This window comes from Nocardia sp. NPDC020380, assembly GCF_044386975.1.
In the GTDB taxonomy this organism is placed as follows: domain Bacteria; phylum Actinomycetota; class Actinomycetes; order Mycobacteriales; family Mycobacteriaceae; genus Nocardia.
In genome coordinates this window covers 72,294-90,930 of the sequence record NZ_JBIRVQ010000006.1, presented here as the reverse complement: position 1 = coordinate 90,930, position 18,637 = coordinate 72,294, and the positions used below count along the sequence as shown (strand labels likewise).

Sequence of the window (18,637 nt, the reverse complement as noted above, 5' to 3'; positions counted from 1 at the left end):
CGGGCGGAGACCGGCGCTGTCAGCGGAAGTCGGATACGTGCTCGTCGGCCCACTCCGCGAAAGACACAGGGGGATAACCGAGTACACGGCGCGCGGTATCCGTCGTCGGTGAGCCCCCGTGCGCGGCCGAGCGGATGAACGAGAGGATCGCATCGACGGTTGTCAGGTCTTCGAATTCGCCGAAGCGGCGGCGGGCCTGCGCCTCGGTCAATTCCTCGACCCGAATGTCGCGTCCGATTGCGGCGGCGATCAACTCGACCTGGCGGCGGTGGGTCACGGGTTCGGGGCCGGTCAGCAGGGCGCTGGGATCGGACTCGGCTTTCCCGGTCAGGGCGGCGACCGCGACGGCGGCGATATCGCGTTCGTGGATGGGGGCGGTGACCGCTTCCGGATGCACCAGCCGGACCAGCCCCTCCGCACGGATCGATGCTGCCCAGTTCAGTGCGTTATTGGCGAGGACGAGGGGACGAATCGGCGTGCAGGACAAGCCCGATGCGGCCAGCGTGCGTTCGATTGCGCGGTGTTCCTCGGCGATCGGATTACCGGCGGCGTCGGGCAGCAGGACGCTGCCCGAAGACATCAGCACCACATGCTCGATCCGGGCTGCGCGGGCGGCGGATACGAAGGCCTCCGCGCCGTCCGGGGGTGCGTAGAGGAAAACGTCGCGCACGCCGTGCAGTGCGGGGGCGAGGGTTTCGGGGCGGGTCAGGTCGGCGGCGACCACCGAAACCTGTGGTGGCAGATCGGCAGTCGCGATATCGCGAACCGACGCGCGCACCGATTCTCCCGCGGCGAGCAGTTGATCGACGACGTGGCGCCCGACGCTGCCGCGCGCTCCGATAACGAGAGTGGTCATGGCTCACACTCCTTCATGTCGGCGGAAGCCGACTTCGAAGTGCGCCAATGGGCCGATCACGGCACACGAAGCGTTCCGACGCCGCACTTCGTGCCATCCAACCGTAGCACCGGACCGATTGCGCCGATCCCCGACAGCGCGGTGCAAGTGCCCTGCAATCGGTGCGGATCAGGCTGAATGGCATGAGCGGAAAGAGCCTGACGGCCACAGCAGCGGAACTCGGCGAGGTCCGGGCGGATGACGGGACGCGGATCGGATATCGCAGGACCGGGCGGGGACCGGCGGTGGTTCTGGTACACGGGGCGATGATGACGTCGCAATTGTTCGAGGGGTTGGCGGCGGCGCTGGCTGCCGATTTCACCGTGTACTCGCCTGATCGGCGTGGCCGTGGGTTGAGCGGTCCGACCGGGCCGGGGTACGGGATCGGCACGGAGATCGCGGATCTCGCGGTGCTGTTGCGGGAGACGGGCGCTCACAATGTGTTCGGGTTGAGTTCGGGGGCGCTGATCTCATTGAATGCGGCGCTGGAATTGCCGGAGATCCGGAAACTCGCGCTGTATGAGCCGCCCCTTGCCGTACCGAGAACAGCACGTTGCAGGAGTGGGGGGCACGGTACGAACGTGAGGTCGCGGCGGGGCGGCTGGGTGCGGCGCTCGTCAGTGTGATGAAGGGGACCGGGGACAAAGGCGGATTCACTTCGCTGCCGCGGCTTTTGCTGTTGCCGCTCATGACCTTGGCCGTGCGGTTCGACAAGGGCGACAGCACTCGGCCCGCCATGCGGACCGTCATTCCGACCGCCCGTTACGACCTCACGCTCGTGCGTGAAGGGGCGGACGTGTGGGACCGTCTGGGTGAACTCCATTGCAGGACTTTGCTACTCGGCGGCGACCGGAGCATCGATTACCTCGGCACGGCCCTGGACCGATTGACCACCGTCCTCCCCGACGCGGAGCGAGTCAAACTGGCAGGCGCCGGGCATACCGTCTCCTTCACCGACGAGAATCCCGAACTCGTCGCCGCGCAGCTCCGGCGCTTCTTCGACTGAGCGGTGAGCCGATGGTGAGCGCCCGGTGAGCGGTTCCGCCGAAGCTCTACTCATGACGAACAACCTGATCAACATTGTTTCCGGGCCGATCTTCCAGGTGGCCTGGGTAGTCGAGGGCATCGACGCCGCCGAGGCGGAATTCAGCGGCCGTTACGGCGTCGAGAAGTGGGTGCGGATGCCCCGCATGACCTTCGGTCCGGAACAAGCCACCTACCGGGGCGCGCCCGCCGACTACACCATCGACACCTCGCTGGGCTACGCCGGCGGGCAGCAGATCGAGCTGATCGCACCGGTCTCGGGCGAGAACCTGTACACCGAGCAGCTCGCGAAGTCGGGACCCGGCCTGAACCACATCGCTTGGGTGCCAGAGGATTTCGATGCCGCGCTGGCGCAGGCGCAGGCCGGGGGCGTCGAGATCGTGCAGCATTGCGCTGTCCCCGAGATCGGGATGGAGTTCGCCTACCTGTCCGGCGGGGCGCTCGGCTCCTATGTCGAACTGCTGCGGCTGCCCGCCGAGGCCCGCGCCATGTTCGACGGCATGATCCCGGAGGGCTACCGGAACCCTTGGCAGCTCGTCGCTGTGAAAGCGGTGTGAGTTCGGGGGTGGGCGGGGGCGGGCGGCTTAGGGTGGGTCGCATGATGCCGCTGCAGCGTTATATCGCGGAGGAAATCGCCACCGATCATGCGGAGGGGCTGCTGGAACGCCGGGAGGCGTTGCGGCGGCTCGGGATGATGGGGTTGGCGGCGCCGGCCGCTGTCGCGCTGTTGGCTGCTTGTTCCAGTTCGAGCCAATCGGGTTCTTCCGCAACGACATCCGCTGCGGCGACGTCCGGGGGCGCGACGCCTACCGGGACGCCGCCCGGGATGAGTACCGCGGTGCCGGCCGGCGATATCACGTTCGCCGGGCCGGAGGGGCGGACGTTGAAGGCCGCTTGGGCGGAGGCGGCGCAGGCGCGGGGCGGGGTGCTGGTCATTCACGAGAACAAGGGGTTGACCACGCACATCAAGTCCGTGGCCGGTCGGTTCGCGGGAGTCGGGTATTCGGCGCTGGCGGTGGATCTGCTCTCGGAGGAGGGCGGGACCGGGACGTTCACCGATGACGCCGCGGCCACCGCGGCGCTGGCGAAGGTTCCGCAGGAGCGGTTCGTCGCGGATCTGCAGGCCGGGATCGCCGAGTTGCAGCGGCGGGTACCGGGAAAGAAGCTGGGGGCCACCGGGTTCTGCTTCGGGGGCGGGCTGACCTGGCTGCTGTTGACCAGTGGGACACCGGAATTGGCGGCGGCCACCCCGTTCTATGGACCGTTCCCGGATGGGGGCGTGATCACGAACTCCAAGGCCGCGGTGCTGTCCGTGTACGGCGCGCTGGACAAGCGCGTGGACGCGTCGAAACCGGCCGCGGATGCCGCACTCGACAAGGCGGGACTCACGCACGAGTCGTTCGTCGCGCCGAATGCGGACCACGCGTTCTTCAACGACACCGGGCCGCGCTACCAGGCCGCGGACGCCGCGGAGGCTTGGCAGCGCGTGAACGATTGGTACGGCAAGTATCTCGTGTGAGGCCCGCTAGGTGGGTTTGACCGCGGCCAGGCCGTAGAGCACCGGGATGATCGGGTCGGCGGGAGGCAGCCGCCACCAGCCGTTCTCGGTGGGCACCATCTGCGGCCAGCGAGGCCACGGGAGCATGTCGGTTTCGGTCAGGCCGGTGATCCGGAGCCCCGCGGCCAGCAGGGCGGTGACGACCTCGCCCAGCCCGTGCCGCCATTCGTAGACGGTGGTGGCGTCGGTGAGCAGGGGGCCGTCGGTATAGGTGTGCTCACTGTCGCGGCGCTGGGCGCCGCGGCCCGCCAGGTAATCGTCGTACAGCACCAGGTGACTCGGGTCGATGCCGGGCGGCGGCGTGGGGCCGAGAGCGTGCAGCAACGGGTGGAATTCGACGAGGTAGAAGAGGCCGCCGGGACGTAGCAGGTTCGCGATCACCCGCGCCCAGCTCGTCAGGTCCGGGAGGTAGCAGAGCGCGCCCTTACCGGTGTAGACGATGTCGAAGACGCGGCCGGGCAGGGCATCCCGCGCCTCGTAGACGTCCGAGCAGACGTATTCGACTGTGTCACCGGCCAATTCCTTGGCATGCCGCACCGTTTCCGGGGAGAAGTCCAGGCCCACCGCCCGCGCGCCGCGGCGCGCGAATTCCACAGTCTCCGTGCCCAGATGGCATTGCAGGTGCAGGACGTCGCGATCACGCACGTCGCCCAGCACATCCCATTCGAACGGCGCGAACCAGAACGCGGCCTCGTGGTCGCGATAGAAATGACTGACAGCGTGAATGGGTGCGCGCGCATCCCAGTTCTGCCGATTCACGATCAGCGGATCGATGGTCACCACGCCATCGTAGGCCCACGAAAGGATCGTGAGCCCGCGAAAGGCGCAGTGGGCCTGCGGATGTCGATAAGTCCGGCGCAGGTCAGTGCGCCTGCATCACCTTGCGGTGCACCGGGCCGTGCGAATCCGCGCAATGCGATGCGTGACCGTGGTCGTCATGGTCGTGGTCGTCGTGCTCGTGATCGTCGTGGGCAGCGGATCCGGCGTGCTCGCCGTGCTCGTGCTCCTCGTGATCGACCTGCAGCACCACGTGGTCGATGTGGTAGCGCTCGGCGAGCAGGCGGGCCACGTCGGCGCGCACCTTGTGGCAGTCGCCGCCCGGCTCCACCACCACGTGGGCGGACAGTGACGGGTCGCCCGAGGTGATCTCCCAGATGTGCAGGTCGTGGATCTCCACCACATGGGGCGCGGCGGCCATCTCGCGGCCGATCTCGGCCGGATCCAGGTGTGCCGGTGCGGCTTCCAGGAAGATGCGGCCCGAGGCGCGCACCAGGCCGAGGCCGGCCTTCACCATGAGCACGACCACGATCAGGGTGGCGATGCCGTCCGCGCGGGCGAAACCGGTGAGCAGGATGATCAGGCCGGCGATCGCGGTGGCGATGAAGGCGAAGAGGTCGTTGAGGATGTGCTGGTAGGCGCCTTCGACATTCAGGCTGGTGCGGTTGGCGCGGCTGATCATCCAGCTGGCCAGCACGTTCACCACGATGCCGACCAGGGCGGTGCCCAGGACCAGGCCACCGGTGACTTCCGGCGGGTCGATGAGGCGGCGGACGGCCTCGTAGGCCAGCCAGGCCGAAAGGCCCAGCAGGGTGAGGCCGTTGGCCTGCGCGGAGAGGATTTCGGCGCGCTTCCAGCCGTAGGTCATGCGGCCTTCGGCGGGACGGGCAGCCAAGCGGATCGCCCACAGCGCCAGCACGATCGATGCGGCGTCGGTGAGCATATGAGCGGCATCGGAGATCAGAGCCAGCGATTGGGCGACGATACCGACGACCACCTCGCCCAGCAGGAAGGCGACGATGACCGCCAGCGCGCCGGCCAGCCAGCGCTTGTCGCTGTCGGCCGTCGCACCATGCGAATGCCCTGAATGATCGTGCCCGGCGCCCATATGCCCTCCTTTGTCCCGTTCCGATCACACACCATATGCATACATCGCTATGTGTGCAAGCAGTGTTGCCAACTCTCGGAACTCGCGGCTCCCCCTCTCGGCGCCGGGGCAAGCCCCTGAAACCCCGGAAGGGGCGGTTCCGGGGCGCCGGCGCGCGAACAATCCCCCTTCTTCACAAGCCCTCGAAACCCCTGAAGAAGCGGTTCCCGGACGCCGGCGCGCGAAACAATCCGCCGCTTCGCAAGCCCCTGATCAGGGGCGGAGGAGGAGTTTGCCGCGGAGGCCGCCCTTGATCAGGCGGCGGTGGGCTTCCGGGGCTTCGGCGAGGGGCAGGGTGTCGGCGATGCGGGCGCGGAGCTTGCCGGCTGTGACGAGGGACACCAGGGCGGCGAGGTCGGCGCGGACGTGGGAGTAGACGACGATCTCGGGGAGGATGCCGCGTTCGGGGTCGAACTGGCCGCCGGGGATCCAGAAGGGCGGGACGATGGTCGCGTAGCGGCCGTTGTCGCGGACCAGGGTGAAGGCGGTGCGGGCGGAGGGGCCGCCCACCGTGTCGAAGGCCGCGGCGACCGCTTCGAAGCCTTCGGTCCGGAGCTGGTCGGCGAGGTTTCCGTGCCGGTCCAGGGGGATCGCGCCGAGGGAGCGGACGTAATCGTGTTCGTCGGTGGAGGCGGTGCCGAAGACGGTGACGCCCTCGAGGACGGCCAGCTGTGCGATGAACGAGCCGACCGCGCCGCCCACGCCATTGACGAGCAGGATCTGGCCGCGCTCCAGGCCGAGGCGGCGCAGGGCCTGCAGCGCAACGGTTCCCGCCAGTGGGAGGGAGGCGCGCTGCTCGGGGGTCAGGCCCGGGGCAGGGACCACCTGGTCGGCGGGGACGACGACACGTTCGGCGTAGGAACCGATTTGGGTGTGGGCGTGGGCGGTGGTGGCGGTGACCGTATCGCCGGGGGCCAGGCCGGTGACCTCGCGGCCGACCGCTTCCACGACGCCCGCGATGTCGTAGCCCGGAACCAAGGGGAAGCGGGGCTCCTCGGACCACGGGTAGCGGCCGTCGCGCATACCCAGCTCGGCCGGGTTCACGCCGGCTGCCTCGACCCGCAGCAGTACTTCGCCCGGTTCGGGGGTGCGCAGCGGAAGTTCTTGCAGCCGAAGGACTTCCGGTCCGCCGAAGGATTCGATGGTGATTGCTTTGGTGGTGTTCATGCGGATAAAACTACGAATCCGCGGAGCCGCGAGCATTGATCCGGATCAATGCCCCGCGGGCTCAATGATGTACGCCGGCCCGGCGCCGCTGCGTCCGGATGCGGCTCAGCGCCTCCGGTGTGATGCCGAGATACGAGGCGGTGTGCCGGCCGCTCAGCCGGTCCGCGAGATGCCCCTGGTCGTGCAGGAATTCGTCGTAGCGGGCCTCGGCATTGCCGATCAGGAAGCGGCGGTGCGCGCTCTCCTCCTCGAGGAAATGCCGTTCGGTGAGGCGGCGCATGACGGTGCCCCAGCCGGGATCGCCCATGGTCAGTTCGTCGAAGCGGGCACGATCGGTGACCAGCATGACGCTGGGCGCGAGCGCCTGAATGAACAGGTCCGACACCTGCTTGCGCAGGCTGGCCCCGTACGGGCAGACGAGTTGCCCCGGCTCCCGGAAGGATTTGGTGCGATCGACGCCGTCCTCGGTCAGGTAGTAGGCGCGCAGCAGGCCCTCCACCAGGAACCCGACCTTGTCCGCGGGCCGGCCGGCATGCGCGAAATGGTCACCGCGGGCCAGCCGCACCGGCCGGAAGATGGCCTGCGCCCGCACGAATTCCGCGTCCGGAATGGGTGCGACGGCGCGCATGGCGGTGACGAACGCGCTGAACTCCGAATCCATCTCTGCTCCAACCGCATCGAGCCACCGGGCGATTCCCGTTCAGGACAGATCCCGGAAGGTCATCACGAATCCCACCATGGCGAAGGCCACCAGCGCGACATAACTGACCACCCGCACCCACAACCACGGCAGATCCCGGACATACAGCCCGGCGATCATGAACGTGATCAGCATGAGCATCCCGTAGAAGGGCGTCCGCTGCGGGTGGCTTCCCATACCTCCTGCATACGCCCATCGGGTCCGGCCCGCAGCGCCCGCCGGTCAGGCTCCGCGCCGCGCGAACAGCAGGTGCACCACCACCCCGACCAGGGCCGCCATGGTCACGCCGCTGCCCAGCAGCAATCGCGCATCGGCCGGAAACCCCTGGTAGAGCGTGGGCGTGAGAATCGGCAGCAGGCCCGCGGCGAGCGCGGCCGTCGCGGTGACGACCGTCCCGTCCGCCTGCGGATCGACACCCTCGAACATGCCGATCCCGGCCACGATGATCATGGCGAAGGCAATGGCCGCCGTCCCGCCGACCACCGGGCCCGGCAGCGAGTTCACCAGCCGCCCGATGGGCGCGACGAACGCGGCCACCGCCAGCAACAGGCCCGCCAGCCCGGTGACATACCGGCTGCGAACCCCCGTGAGCCGCACCAGGCCGATGTTCTCGCCGCTGGTGAGCATGGTCGGACCACCCATGACACCCGACAGCAGCGAGGTGACCGCATCACCGCGAATGGTGCGCCCGACCGTCACCGCGGTATCGATCTCCTTGCCGACCACCTTGGCATTCAGCACGGTCTGCCCCGTGGCCTCCGCCATCGACCCGATACTGAAGACCAGCAACGGAATCGCCGCCAGCACATCGAAATGCGGTGTGCCGAAAGGGAACAGCGCCGGCGTCTGCGCCAGACCGGAACCGGGCTTCAGATGGAACTGCCCGGTGGCCGCCGCCACCGCACTCCCCGCCACCATGCCGAGCAGCACGGACAGCCGCCGCCACCCGGCCGGCAGGAATCGATGGGCCAGCACGGTCGCCAGAATGGTGACGGCCGCCAGCCCCACGGCCGACATGGTCGCCCGTTCACCCGGCGCGACGATCAGGCCACCGGCCACCTTCACCAGATTCACGCCGATGACCACCACCATGCTCGCCAGCACGACCGCGGGCAGCCGGGTGACGAGCCGTTTGGCCAAGGGCACCAGCAGGATTCCGGCCGCCGCCGTGAGAATGACCGCGCCGCTCGCCGTGGCCGGACTCGACTCCTGAGCGATCTGAATGAACAACACCACCGCCGCGCCGCCCGGCAGCATGACGAAGGGCAGTCCCGCGCCCAGCCCGAAGCGGCCGCCGGACTGCAGCAGAGTGCCGATGCCGCAGCACAACAGCGTGGCGCTGAGCAGCGCGCGGGCGGTCGAATCGCTCAGGTGCAGGCTGTGCGTGATCAGCAGCACCGAGGTGATCGGCGTGGCCAGCATGACCGCCAGATGCTGGATGGCCGCCGCGAAAGCCCTTCCCAGCGGCGGTATCTCGTCGACGGGATGCACGGCCGTCTCGTCCGCCGGCCCGCCGGTCGCTGCCACGGTCGGGCTCTTCGATCCGCCCGGCGAGCTCATCGATCCGCCAGCCAGGGGATGTCGGAGGCGGCGTAGCGGTAGGCGCGGAAGATGGCGTTCGAGATGCCGGGGAAGGCTTCGGCGGTGCCTGGTCCGGGTATTCGGTGAAGGACGGGACCACGTACTCCCAGCAGATCTGTTGTGCCGGAGTGACTTCGAAGATGCGGCCGAAGGCGGCCTCGGTGATGAGCGTGTTGCCATTGGCCAGGCGCTGCGCGCCGCCCATGAAGGGCGTGAAGAACGCCTCGCGCGGGGAGTCCTGGTACTTCCAGGTGATTTCACCGGTGGCCGGATCGATTTCGATGACCCGGCTGAAGGTGACCGATTCGGCGGTGCGGAAGGTGCCGTTGTCGAAGATGAGGATCTTGCCGTCGCCGACCGGGGTGGCGTGGTGCTGCTGAGCGAGAGTCGCGCGATCGGCGAGCAGCGTGTATTTGCCGGTGGCGCGGTCGATCAGGATGACCGCGGAGACGCTGCGCAGGCTGGCGATCACGGTGTGCTCGCCGAGCGGGTGCACGCTGTTGATGAGCGGCCAGTGTTCGCGCCAGTAATGCGGCTGCAGCACCGCGTCTTCCGGATCGAGGTGTTCGGCGGCGCGCCATTCCCAGAGCGGGGTGCCGTCGGCGGCGACCTCCCGGATGACATCGGCCCAGACCACGCCGTCCGCCTCGGTGCCCGGTACGCCACCCAGGATGCGTTCCGCCGCAGGCCCTTCCAGGGGTTCGACGGCGGTGTAGAGGATGCGCCCGTCGTCGTAATGGTGTGCGTCGTGGTGTTGCAGGTCGTCGCGGTATTCGTGCAACAGGGTGCCGTCGGGGGCGTATTTGCCCATGGAGCCGCCGCTGTATTTGCGCCACATGGGGAACAACGCGCCCGCGGCGAGGGTGTTGCCGTTGTAGGCGAGGGTGCCGCCGGGCAGCAGGCGGGCGTGCCGGCCGGGCCGGTACGGCAGGTGCCAGCGGTGCGCGAGCTCGCCGTCGAGGCCGACCAGGTCGACGATCCCGTTCCCCGCGAGCGGTGCGTACAGGGTGTATCCGGGGAACGCGTGCTCCTGATCGACGCCGATCAGTCCGGTGCCGCGCCGCTTGAGAGTGTTCTGCTCCACTGGTCCTCCATCGAATATTCAGCTCCACTGAATATTCAGTAGGCTAGGACCGAACAGAAGGTTTCCGATCACCTCGAGGTAAACACTGGGATACACGCCCGCCGGGCAGACAATGGGGCACCGGCGCAGCTCGACCGGACGTGCCGAACGAAAGGCGGAGGGTGAGCATCGAGCAGGACATCGCGGAGAACGGCCGCTGGCAGCGCCTGGGCCATGTGGTGCACGCCCATCGCCTGGAGGCCGGCCTCACCCTCGCCCAGCTCGCCGAGCAGGCGACCCTGTCCCAATCCTTCCTGAGCCAGTTCGAGAACGGCCGCAGCAATACGAGTCTCCGCTCGCTGCAACGCATTGCGGACGCCCTGGGCACCACCGCCACCGCACTGCTCGCGGCCGCCGACACCGCGCCCCGCTCCCCCGTCGTGCGCGCCACCGAGGACACCCGCCTGCCGCAGGCCGACCCGGAGGACGGGTCGGTGCGCTCACTCGTGCACGGCGACCGCAACCTGCGAGCACTCGAGTTCACCGGCGGCCGCACCCACGGCGCCCGCGAATTCGTGCACGACAACGACGAATTGATCCACGTGGTGCACGGCGCCGTCACCGTCGTCGCAGGTGACGAGGAACTGATCCTCACCGCCGGGGACAGCTACTACTGCGCGGCGGGAGTGCGCCATCGCTGGTGGGCGCACACCGACGACACCACGACATTGGTGCTCACGGTCGCCGACGGCCTGACCGTCCGACGCCGCCCGCATCGGCCCCGCAACCCGTAATATCGTTGGTATGGACGCAATCCTGACAACCATAGGTGTGGTGGTCGTCCTCGGTCTCACGGGCGCCGCATGGATGGCCTTCCTGTTGCTACGGGGTCGCAAGTAGGCGAAACCCGCATCGGCACAACCATTTCGGTATTTCCGCCGATTCAGCTGTTGATCTTCGGCCAGGGGTAGAAGGACAGGTGGATGAGCAGTACCACCAGGCCCGCCAGGATCAGCGCGGCGGCCGGATGCGCCCGGCGTTCGAGATACCCGATGGTCCGGAACAGCGTGGGGAAGGGGACATCCCGGCTGAAGAACAATGCCAGCACACTCGGCACGATCACCCACATCAGGGCGATCAGACCGTAGAGCACATACGCGCCCACATACGATCCCGGATGCATACCGCGATCGGTGGCGGCGAAGGCGATACCGAAGGCGAACGTCGCCACCGCGGTCAGCAGATAGCCCGCGCCCAGCAGGGTGATAGGTGAATCCGGCTTGGCGATACGGCCGTTGACGGTCAGGGTGCGGCCGCCGACACTCGCCGGGATCGGCTTCGGGTCGATCGCGAGTTGCGGGACAGCGTAATACGCGAGTACCGAGATCACGGCGACGACCACCAGGCGGACCCAGGCGTGCTGAGTCTCCAGGTGCCCGATGGTGTTCGAGATGGTCGGCCAGCCGGCCAGCCGGAATACCGACGCCAGTTCGGGCCCGGCAATGGCGAGCCCGGCCAGCCCCCACATGCTGTAGCCCCAGAATTCGACCGAACGTCCTGCCGCCGTGGGCGGGTCGTCGGGAGCAACGTGCACCGTCATACCAGTCGGTTTACCACGAAAATCGGCCCCTACCTGGGATTACGCCTACTCGATATCAGGCCGGTACGACGCCGACACCGACCTCGGCCGCCAGCTCGGCCAGTGCGCCGGCGGTGGCCGAATCGGCCGGGGCGGTGTACACCACCAGCAGCAGATCCGGGTCCCCCGGCAGCGCCAGCGTCTCATATCCGAGCTGCAGCCGCCCGGCGCGCGGATGCTGGATGATCTTGCGGCCGTGCGTCTTCTCGCGCACCGGATGACTGGCCCAGAGCCGCCGGAACACCGGATTGTGATCCGATAGCTCCGCCACCAGGGCCGCCAGTTTCGGATCGCCGGGATGCAGGCCCGCATCTCGGCGCAGAAAGGACACCGTCTCCTCCGCCACCGTGTCCCACTCCGGATAGAACTCGGGCGCGGCCGGATTCAGGAACAGATAGCGCGCCTGATTGCATTCGGCCGGTGACACAGTGGAAAACCCGGAGACCTTGTCCCCCATCGCATTCCACGCGATCACATCCATCCGCCGCCCCAGCACGAAGGCGGGCGCCGTGATCGCGTCCAGCACCAGCCGCGCGCCGTCCCGCAGCGCACCGATGTACACGCCGGCGTTCCCCGCCGGACGCGCGGGCGTGCCGCCGCTCCCGGCGGGCCTGGCCAGCGCGTAGAGATGCGTCCGCTCGGAATCGTTCAACCGCAGCGCCCGCGCCACCGCGTCCAGCACCGCGTCCGAGGCGTGCTTACCGCGGCCCTGTTCCAGCCGGATGTAGTAGTCGACGCTGACCCCGGCCAGCTGCGCCACTTCTTCGCGGCGCAGGCCGGGCACCCGCCGCCGGCCGTACTCGGCCAGGCCGGCCTCGGCGGGCTGGATGCGGGCGCGCCGGGTACGCAGGAAGTCGCCGAGTTCGCTCATGGCGTCCAGCCTACGAATCCATCCTGGTACTGGCAGACCCAGGAAACGCCGAACCCTCGTTGCCCCGCGCACTCCGGCACAGGATTGGTTCCAGCAACAGCGAGAACCACCGAGGAGCGAAGATCATGAGCTACGAGAACCTGACCGGCCGCACCGCCGTCATCGCCGGAGCCGCGAGCGGTATGGGCGAGGCCACCGCCCTGCTGCTGGCCCGCAACGGCGCCCGCGTCGCCCTGCTGGCCCGCCGCCTGGACCGGCTGCAGACCCTGGCCGCCAAGATCGAGGCCGAAGGCGGTGTCGCCCTGCCGGTTCCGGTGGACGTCACCGACTCCGAGAGCGTGCAGGCCGCCGCCGCGCAGGTGCACGCCGCCTTCGGGACCGTCGACCTGCTGGTGAACTCGGCCGGCGTCATGCTGCCCAACCCCATCACCGCGGGCCGCGAGGACGAATGGCTGCGCATGCTGAACACCAATGTCGCCGGGCGGCTGCGGCTGATCCGCGCCTTCACCGGCGACCTGCTGGCCGCCGCCGACGCGGGCCGCACCGCCGACCTGGTGAACATCTCCTCCATCGGCGCGCACGTGCCCTTCCCCACCTACGCCGTGTACGGGGCGACCCAGGCCGCCATCACCCAGCTCTCCGCCACCCTGCGCACCGAACTGGGCCCGCGCCGGGTGCGCGTCACCAATATCGAGCCCGGCCTCACCGATACCGAACTCGGCACGCACATCGACAATGCGGAACTGAGCGGCCAGCTCGACGGCATGTTCGGCGCCCTGGAGGCGCTCACCGCCGACGACATCGCCGACCTCATCGCCTTCACCACCAGCCGCCCGGCCCGCGTCAACCTGCGGCAAGCCGTCATCCTGCCCACCCAGCAGGCCTGATCGACCTACCGGCCCCGCGCCGATCCGCTGCCTACTATCGACGTATGCGGGCAGCGCGAGGACTTCAAGGGTGTCTGGCCTTCGCACTCCTGCTCGCCGTGGCCCTGGCCACGGCGTGGGAGCAACAACCGCACGGCTATCGGCCCGCCTCCGCACCCGCGGACACCTTCAGCGCCGGACGCGCACTCCAGGTCATCGATGAGATCGCACAGCGCACCCATCCGATCGGCAGCAGCGACCACGACCGGGTGCGCGACTATCTCGCCGGCGCGCTGCGGAATTCCGGACTGCAGACCGAGATCCGGACGGGGATCGGCAAATGGCCGGTCTCCTTCAATCACGACAGCGTCGGCCTGGGCCGGGTGCAGAACATCGTCGCCCGCCTCCCGGGCGAGCATTCGACCGGCACCGTTTACCTTGTCGCACACTACGATTCCGTGCCCTCCGGACCGGGCGCCAATGACGACGGTTCCGGCGTGGCGGCCATTCTGGAGACCGTCCGGGCACTGCAGGCGAGCGGGACCGCGCTGCGCAACGACCTGGTGGTGCTGCTCACCGACGGTGAGGAACCCGGGCTGCTCGGCGCGGAAGCCTTTGTGGCGGCCGGGAATTACGATCGCGACCACAGTGTGGTGATCAATCACGATGCGCGCGGCGCGGGCGGCCCGCCCCTGCTGTGGCGGCTCACCCGGCCCGACGCGCCACTCATCGGGGCGCTCAGCGGCGTGGTGCCGCATCCGAATACCGATGCGGTGAGCACCGCCCTCGCCGGGGACGCCACCACCAGCACCACCGATTTCAGCGCCTTCCAGCCCGGCGGGCTGCGCGTACTGGACTGGGCGTACGCGGGTAAGAGCGCGTACTACCACAACCGCATGGACGATCCGGCGCACGTCGGCCTGCCCACCCTGCAGCAGCTGGGCGAGAACACCCTCGCGCAGGCGAAGGATTTCGGGCAGAAAGATCTCGGAAACCTCGGAAACGACAGCGATCGGACCTTTTTCACGCTGCCGTTCGGCACGCTGGCGCTGCTGCCCGTCTGGGTGATCATCGCGCTCGCCGTGCTCATGGTGCTCGCGCTGGCGTGGGTGATCCGGCAGGTGAAGCGCAATGGCGATACCGGTGTCATCCGGGTATTGCTCGCCGCCGCAACCGCTCTGGTGACGGTGCCGCTCGCCGCGGTGGCCACCTACGGGGTGTGGGAACTGCTGAAGACCGTGCGGCCCGCCTACGGGGAGGCGGGGGTCGACCCGTACGTGCCGCAGTACTACCAGGTCGCGATGGTCCTGGCGGCGGCCGCGGCGCTGCTGGCCTGGTATGCGTTCGCGCGCCGCGTGTTCGGGCCCGCGGCCGCGCCCGTCGGGCTGTTGACGGCGACGGCGGTGATCGCCGCGGTGGCCGCGGCACTCGCACCGGCGCCGGCCTACGTGCTGGTCATCCCCGCGTGCGCCGCCACGGTCGGGGTGGCGCTCACCTTCGTGCTGCCCGAGCGGTGGCGGCTGCCGCTGCTCACCGTCGCCCTGCTGCCGGCCGCCGTGTTCCTGGGCGTCACCGTGTGGATCGGGGCGCAGGCGGGGCTGGAGGGCGCGCCCTTCCTGGTCGCGCCCGAGGTGGCCTTGCTGGGTGGCCTACTGCTGCTGACACTCTCGCGCAGCTGGCCCGACCGGCGCGGCTGGACCGTGCCGGCCGTCGTGGTCGTGGTGGTGGCCGCGCTCGCCGCGACCGGGCTGACCGTCGATCGCTACGGGGACAGCCGACCGCGGGTGACCCAGCTCGTCTACGCGCTGGACGCCGATCATCATGACGCCCGCTGGATCTCCGCCTTCGCCCCCAACGACTGGACCCGGACCTACGTGATCGGCACCGGTCCGGGCGCGCCGTACACGGATCTGTGGCTGCCGGCCGTGTCCAGCGGCCAGGCGGCGGATCAGGCGCTCACGCCACCCACCGCCCAAATCCTTTCCGACAGCACCGATTCCGGTCATCGCACTGTTCGGCTACGGCTGCAGTCACCCCGTGGCGCGCCTCGCATCGACCTGCACTGGAACGACCCGGTCCAATCGCTGCGGGTGGCCGGGCGGGACATCACGCCCGTCCCCGCCAAGGGTTTCCGCTTCTACGCGCCGCCGGCCGGGGGCATCGAGGTCACCCTCGTCGCCCCCGCCGGGCCGTTGCCTCTGCGTCTCGCCGACCAATCCTGGCTCCCCGACTCCAATATCCAGGGCTTCCAGAACCCGCCGCCCGACTACTACTTCCGCCAGGACAGCACGGCTCTGGTCTTCACCGCCGTGCAACTGCCCTAGCGGCCGGGTCAGGCGCGGCCGTGGTGGTCGAGTTCGCCGTCGCCGCGCCAGGAGGCGAGTTCGCCGGTGCGGAACATGCGGTCGCCGTGCATGAAGGGATCGGGGATGAAGCGGTGGGCGGTGGCGCCGGAACCGCGGTGGTAGCCGCGGGCGATGCCGGGACCGGCCACATAGAGATCGCCGATGACGCCGGGCGGGACGGGGTTGAGCCATTCGTCGAGGACATAGCAGCGCGTGCCCACCGCCGGGCCGCCGATGGAGACCGCGTCACCGGGACCCACCGGGTCCAGCGGGCGGCTGACGGTCGCGCAAACGGTGGTCTCGGCCCAGCCGTAGCCGCTCACGAACGACCGTCCCGCGGACCAGATTCCGGTCATGCGGGGCGGGCAGGCCGCGCCCGAGGTGGCGAGCAGTCGCAGTTCGGGCAGCGGTTCGGCGCCGGGCAGGGTGGCCAGCAGATGCGGGGTGAGCGCGGCGTGCGTGATACCGGAGTCGGCCAGCAGTTCGTACAGATCGGCGCCGGCGCAGCGGACAGGCGCTTGCACCAGGGTGGCGCCGGAGCCGAGGGCGAGCAGCAGCTCCCATACCGCGGCGTCGGAACCGGGCGCGGCGATGGCGAGCACCCGGGCATCGAGGTCGGAGTCGCAGCGCTGTGCCTGGGTCACCACCAAATTGGCCAGTCCGGCGTGAGTCACCTTGGCGCCCAGTACTTTTCCGCTGGACACGGCCGGGTACACCACATACGCCGGATGTTGCAGCCGCAGCGGCCGCACCCGGTCGGCATCCGTGATCGGCGGCGCGTCCGCGGTCTCGGCGTCGCCGGTCTCCAGCAGCTGCCATTGCGCGCCCGGCAGTTTGGGCAGTGCGGGCCGCCACTCCTCGGTCGTGATCCCCACGGCCGCATCGGAATCCGCGAGCACGCACAACAGTCGTCCGGCCGGGGCGTCCGGATCCACGGACAGGAAGGCCGCGCCCGCATGCGCCACCGCGCACACGGCCACCACCCATTCGGGCGAGCGCGGTAGCGCCACGGCCACCACGTCCTCGGGTCCGATGCCACGCTCGATCAGCTTGCGCGCCAGGCGATTCACGCGCGCGGCCAGTTCTCGATAGGTCATGGTGCCCGCCCCGGACACCACGGCGGCGGCTTCGGGGTTGTAGGCGGCCGCGCGAATGAGCAGCTGCGGCAGGGTCAGGGCGACGGCCTGGCTGGTGTCGTTCCACTGCCGGAGCAGTGTCATCAGCTCGGGAGCCGCGCCCGCCGTCTCGGCCAGATGCGTGTAGAGCACGCCGGCGCGCGGGCTGGTGAACTGCGGTACGGTGTCGCAAACATCCGGTGAATCGGCCAGCATTGTCCCTCCCGGAGTAGAGACCTGCGAAGTTATCGCAAACGTGGCGGTTCCACGCTTTGCCTGCGGAGGGTACCGCACCTCCATGGCAAGCTCACTGCTATTCGATACCGGCCCGGAGTGGCGCGCTAAATGGACAAATGATCAGCCCGCCACCTCGGTCCCGGACGACTCCGGCGAGCAGTGCTAGCTGGTCTGCGTACCCGACCAGCCGAAGCTGAAGCTGTGCCCCTTCGAGTTGCAGCTGATGGCACCGCGGCCGCCGCCCGAGCAGGTGGCGCCGGCGTAGCTGATGGTCGAGCCGTAGCCGTCCGGGCCTTGACCCAGCCACTGCGCGTCGGCGCGGCCGTAGGCGCCGAAGACGCCGAAAGTCGGGTGCGCCGGCAGGAACGGCACGTCGATGGCCAGATCGGTCACCGGAATCATATTCAGCCACTTGGCGATGCCCGGCGCGATATCGCAACCGGTGGTGCCGTCCGGGCCGATCGAGCACTGCGCGGGGCCGGCATTGAAGTACACCGTGTTGCCGATCAGATAGTCATTCGGATTCACCGGGTCCGCACCCGCCGTGGCGCTGCCGACCAGCGAAACCGCGATGGCCGCCGTGGCCATTCCGAGAACCGCACGCATCTTCATTCGTTACCCCTTCGTTGTTTCCCGACCCGGGCTATGACCCTAGGAATGTCGTTCCCCGAAGATCGCAAGTTACTTGCCCTAACTTTTCGGGGCTGGACATCATCAAGCGATTCGGACCGCGACCCGCCCGAGATTGCGCCGCGACGCCACAATTTCGATCGCGGCCTCGATCTCCTCCAAGGGCAGCACCGTGGTTCGCGGGCGAATCCGACCGGCAGCCAGCAGTTCCCACAGCTCGGCGCGCCACGCCTCGAGGAGATCACCGCAGGTCCGGCTGAGCATGCCCATGGAGAACCCGGTGACGGTCTTGAGCCCGGCCAGCAGACTGTTGGCGTCGACGGCGCCGCCGCCGGCGCTGAAGGCGAGCAGACGGCCTTGGGCGGCAAGGGCATCCACGCCTCGCTGCACCAGGTCGCCACCCACGCCGTCGAGTACGACGTCCACGGGGTCACCCCACGGCTCGTCGTAGGTCACGACGGTGTCGGCGCCGCAGTCGCGCAGGAATTCGGCTTTGCCCGAATTACCGACGACCGCGACCACCCGAGACGCCCCGCGCGCCTTGGCCGCCTGCACGGCCAGGTGTCCGACCCCGCTGGCGGCGCCGGTGATCAGCACCGACTCCCCCGCCGCGACCCGCGCGGTCCGCACCAGACCCTGCGCGATGAGCCCGCCGCGCGCCAGCGCCAGCGCGTCCGCGGCATCGACGCCCGCCGGGATCTCGGTGAGCAATTGCGGTACGGCCAGGGCATATTCGGCAAACGCGCCCTCGAAGACCAGGCCGCACACACGTTTTCCGGTCCACTCCGCGAGATCCGGCCCGGCCGCGACCACGGTGCCGGCGATCTCGCCGCCGTCTACTCCATTGCCCGCGTTGATCATCCGCACCAGCCCGAGCCCCACCCCGGTGAGTTCGATTCGAATGAGCAGCTGCCCCGGACCGGGCACGGGCTGCTCGGCGGTGGTGGTGAGTTCCGGCCGGCCGGTAAAGCTGATCTTGCGCACGGGTGGTGCCTTTCGAAC

General features: G+C 69.0%; 19 protein-coding genes and 1 pseudogene. 7 read left to right on the top strand and 13 right to left on the bottom strand.

The window, feature by feature from the left end:
- Positions 1-19: 19 nt before the first annotated feature.
- Positions 20-856, bottom strand: a complete 837-nt coding sequence (locus ACH438_RS17310; protein WP_397006216.1) for an SDR family oxidoreductase — start codon at positions 854-856, stop codon at positions 20-22.
- 182 nt (positions 857-1,038) lie between these two features.
- Between ACH438_RS17310 and ACH438_RS17305 the strand changes: the two genes are divergently transcribed.
- From ACH438_RS17305 to ACH438_RS17290, 4 genes are read left to right on the top strand one after another with little or no spacing between them, the layout of a single operon-like run.
- The gene (locus ACH438_RS17305; RefSeq protein ID WP_397006214.1) at positions 1,039-1,521 is read left to right on the top strand and encodes an alpha/beta fold hydrolase; all 483 of its coding nucleotides are present in this window, start codon (positions 1,039-1,041) and stop codon (positions 1,519-1,521) included.
- A complete protein-coding gene (locus ACH438_RS17300) occupies positions 1,521-1,901 on the top strand; it encodes an alpha/beta fold hydrolase (protein ID WP_397006212.1) in 381 nt (126 codons plus the stop codon). The genes ACH438_RS17305 and ACH438_RS17300 overlap by 1 nt, the downstream gene beginning before the upstream one ends.
- A gap of 52 nt (positions 1,902-1,953) precedes the next feature.
- The gene (locus tag ACH438_RS17295) at positions 1,954-2,496 is read left to right on the top strand and encodes a VOC family protein (RefSeq protein ID WP_397006210.1); all 543 of its coding nucleotides are present in this window, start codon (positions 1,954-1,956) and stop codon (positions 2,494-2,496) included.
- Positions 2,497-2,537: 41 nt separating this feature from the next.
- Positions 2,538-3,458 carry a dienelactone hydrolase family protein gene (locus ACH438_RS17290; protein WP_397006208.1) on the top strand — a complete coding sequence of 307 codons (921 nt, stop codon included), beginning with the start codon at positions 2,538-2,540 and terminating at the stop codon, positions 3,456-3,458.
- 6 nt (positions 3,459-3,464) lie between these two features.
- On the opposite strand, the gene ACH438_RS17285 is transcribed toward ACH438_RS17290, so the two are convergent.
- The 7 genes and pseudogenes from ACH438_RS17285 to ACH438_RS17255 form a co-directional block, all read right to left on the bottom strand.
- Positions 3,465-4,277, bottom strand: a complete 813-nt coding sequence (locus ACH438_RS17285; RefSeq protein ID WP_397006206.1) for a class I SAM-dependent methyltransferase — start codon at positions 4,275-4,277, stop codon at positions 3,465-3,467.
- Positions 4,278-4,359: 82 nt separating this feature from the next.
- Positions 4,360-5,382, bottom strand: coding sequence for a cation diffusion facilitator family transporter (locus ACH438_RS17280; protein WP_397006204.1), 1,023 nt, complete (start codon positions 5,380-5,382; stop codon positions 4,360-4,362).
- A gap of 252 nt (positions 5,383-5,634) precedes the next feature.
- Positions 5,635-6,588, bottom strand: coding sequence for an NADP-dependent oxidoreductase (locus ACH438_RS17275; RefSeq protein ID WP_397006202.1), 954 nt, complete (start codon positions 6,586-6,588; stop codon positions 5,635-5,637).
- 61 nt (positions 6,589-6,649) lie between these two features.
- Complete coding sequence (locus ACH438_RS17270; RefSeq protein ID WP_397006200.1) at positions 6,650-7,249, bottom strand: Crp/Fnr family transcriptional regulator; 600 nt, start codon at positions 7,247-7,249, stop codon at positions 6,650-6,652.
- 39 nt (positions 7,250-7,288) lie between these two features.
- Entirely contained in the window at positions 7,289-7,465 is a 177-nt protein-coding gene (locus tag ACH438_RS17265; protein WP_397006198.1) for a hypothetical protein, read from the bottom strand.
- Between the two features lie 45 nt (positions 7,466-7,510).
- Positions 7,511-8,815, bottom strand: a complete 1,305-nt coding sequence (locus ACH438_RS17260) for a uracil-xanthine permease family protein (RefSeq protein ID WP_397006196.1) — start codon at positions 8,813-8,815, stop codon at positions 7,511-7,513.
- Positions 8,816-9,017: 202 nt separating this feature from the next.
- A pseudogene (locus ACH438_RS17255) lies at positions 9,018-9,680 on the bottom strand (aryl-sulfate sulfotransferase); the annotation flags it as partial.
- Positions 9,681-10,114: 434 nt separating this feature from the next.
- On the opposite strand from ACH438_RS17255, the gene ACH438_RS17250 reads away from it, so the two are divergent.
- Positions 10,115-10,726, top strand: coding sequence for a helix-turn-helix domain-containing protein (locus ACH438_RS17250; RefSeq protein ID WP_397006194.1), 612 nt, complete (start codon positions 10,115-10,117; stop codon positions 10,724-10,726).
- Positions 10,727-10,875: 149 nt separating this feature from the next.
- On the opposite strand, the gene ACH438_RS17245 is transcribed toward ACH438_RS17250, so the two are convergent.
- Together ACH438_RS17245 and ACH438_RS17240 are read right to left on the bottom strand one after the other, a co-directional pair.
- A complete protein-coding gene (locus ACH438_RS17245) occupies positions 10,876-11,532 on the bottom strand; it encodes a hypothetical protein (protein WP_397006192.1) in 657 nt (218 codons plus the stop codon).
- A gap of 55 nt (positions 11,533-11,587) precedes the next feature.
- Positions 11,588-12,442, bottom strand: a complete 855-nt coding sequence (locus ACH438_RS17240; protein ID WP_397006190.1) for a helix-turn-helix transcriptional regulator — start codon at positions 12,440-12,442, stop codon at positions 11,588-11,590.
- Positions 12,443-12,567: 125 nt separating this feature from the next.
- Here ACH438_RS17240 and ACH438_RS17235 point away from each other — a divergent pair, with 125 nt between their 5' ends.
- Entirely contained in the window at positions 12,568-13,329 is a 762-nt protein-coding gene (locus ACH438_RS17235; protein ID WP_397006188.1) for an SDR family oxidoreductase, read from the top strand.
- 44 nt (positions 13,330-13,373) lie between these two features.
- A complete protein-coding gene (locus ACH438_RS17230; RefSeq protein WP_397006186.1) occupies positions 13,374-15,632 on the top strand; it encodes a M20/M25/M40 family metallo-hydrolase in 2,259 nt (752 codons plus the stop codon).
- An 8-nt stretch (positions 15,633-15,640) separates the two neighbouring features.
- On the opposite strand, the gene ACH438_RS17225 is transcribed toward ACH438_RS17230, so the two are convergent.
- The 3 genes from ACH438_RS17225 to ACH438_RS17215 form a co-directional block, all read right to left on the bottom strand.
- Positions 15,641-16,984 (bottom strand): AMP-binding protein, encoded by a 1,344-nt coding sequence (locus ACH438_RS17225; protein ID WP_397006183.1) that lies wholly within the window; start codon positions 16,982-16,984, stop codon positions 15,641-15,643.
- A 183-nt stretch (positions 16,985-17,167) separates the two neighbouring features.
- Complete coding sequence (locus ACH438_RS17220; protein ID WP_397006181.1) at positions 17,168-17,617, bottom strand: hypothetical protein; 450 nt, start codon at positions 17,615-17,617, stop codon at positions 17,168-17,170.
- Between the two features lie 102 nt (positions 17,618-17,719).
- Positions 17,720-18,619, bottom strand: coding sequence for a zinc-binding alcohol dehydrogenase family protein (locus ACH438_RS17215; protein ID WP_397006179.1), 900 nt, complete (start codon positions 18,617-18,619; stop codon positions 17,720-17,722).
- Positions 18,620-18,637 lie beyond the last annotated feature (18 nt).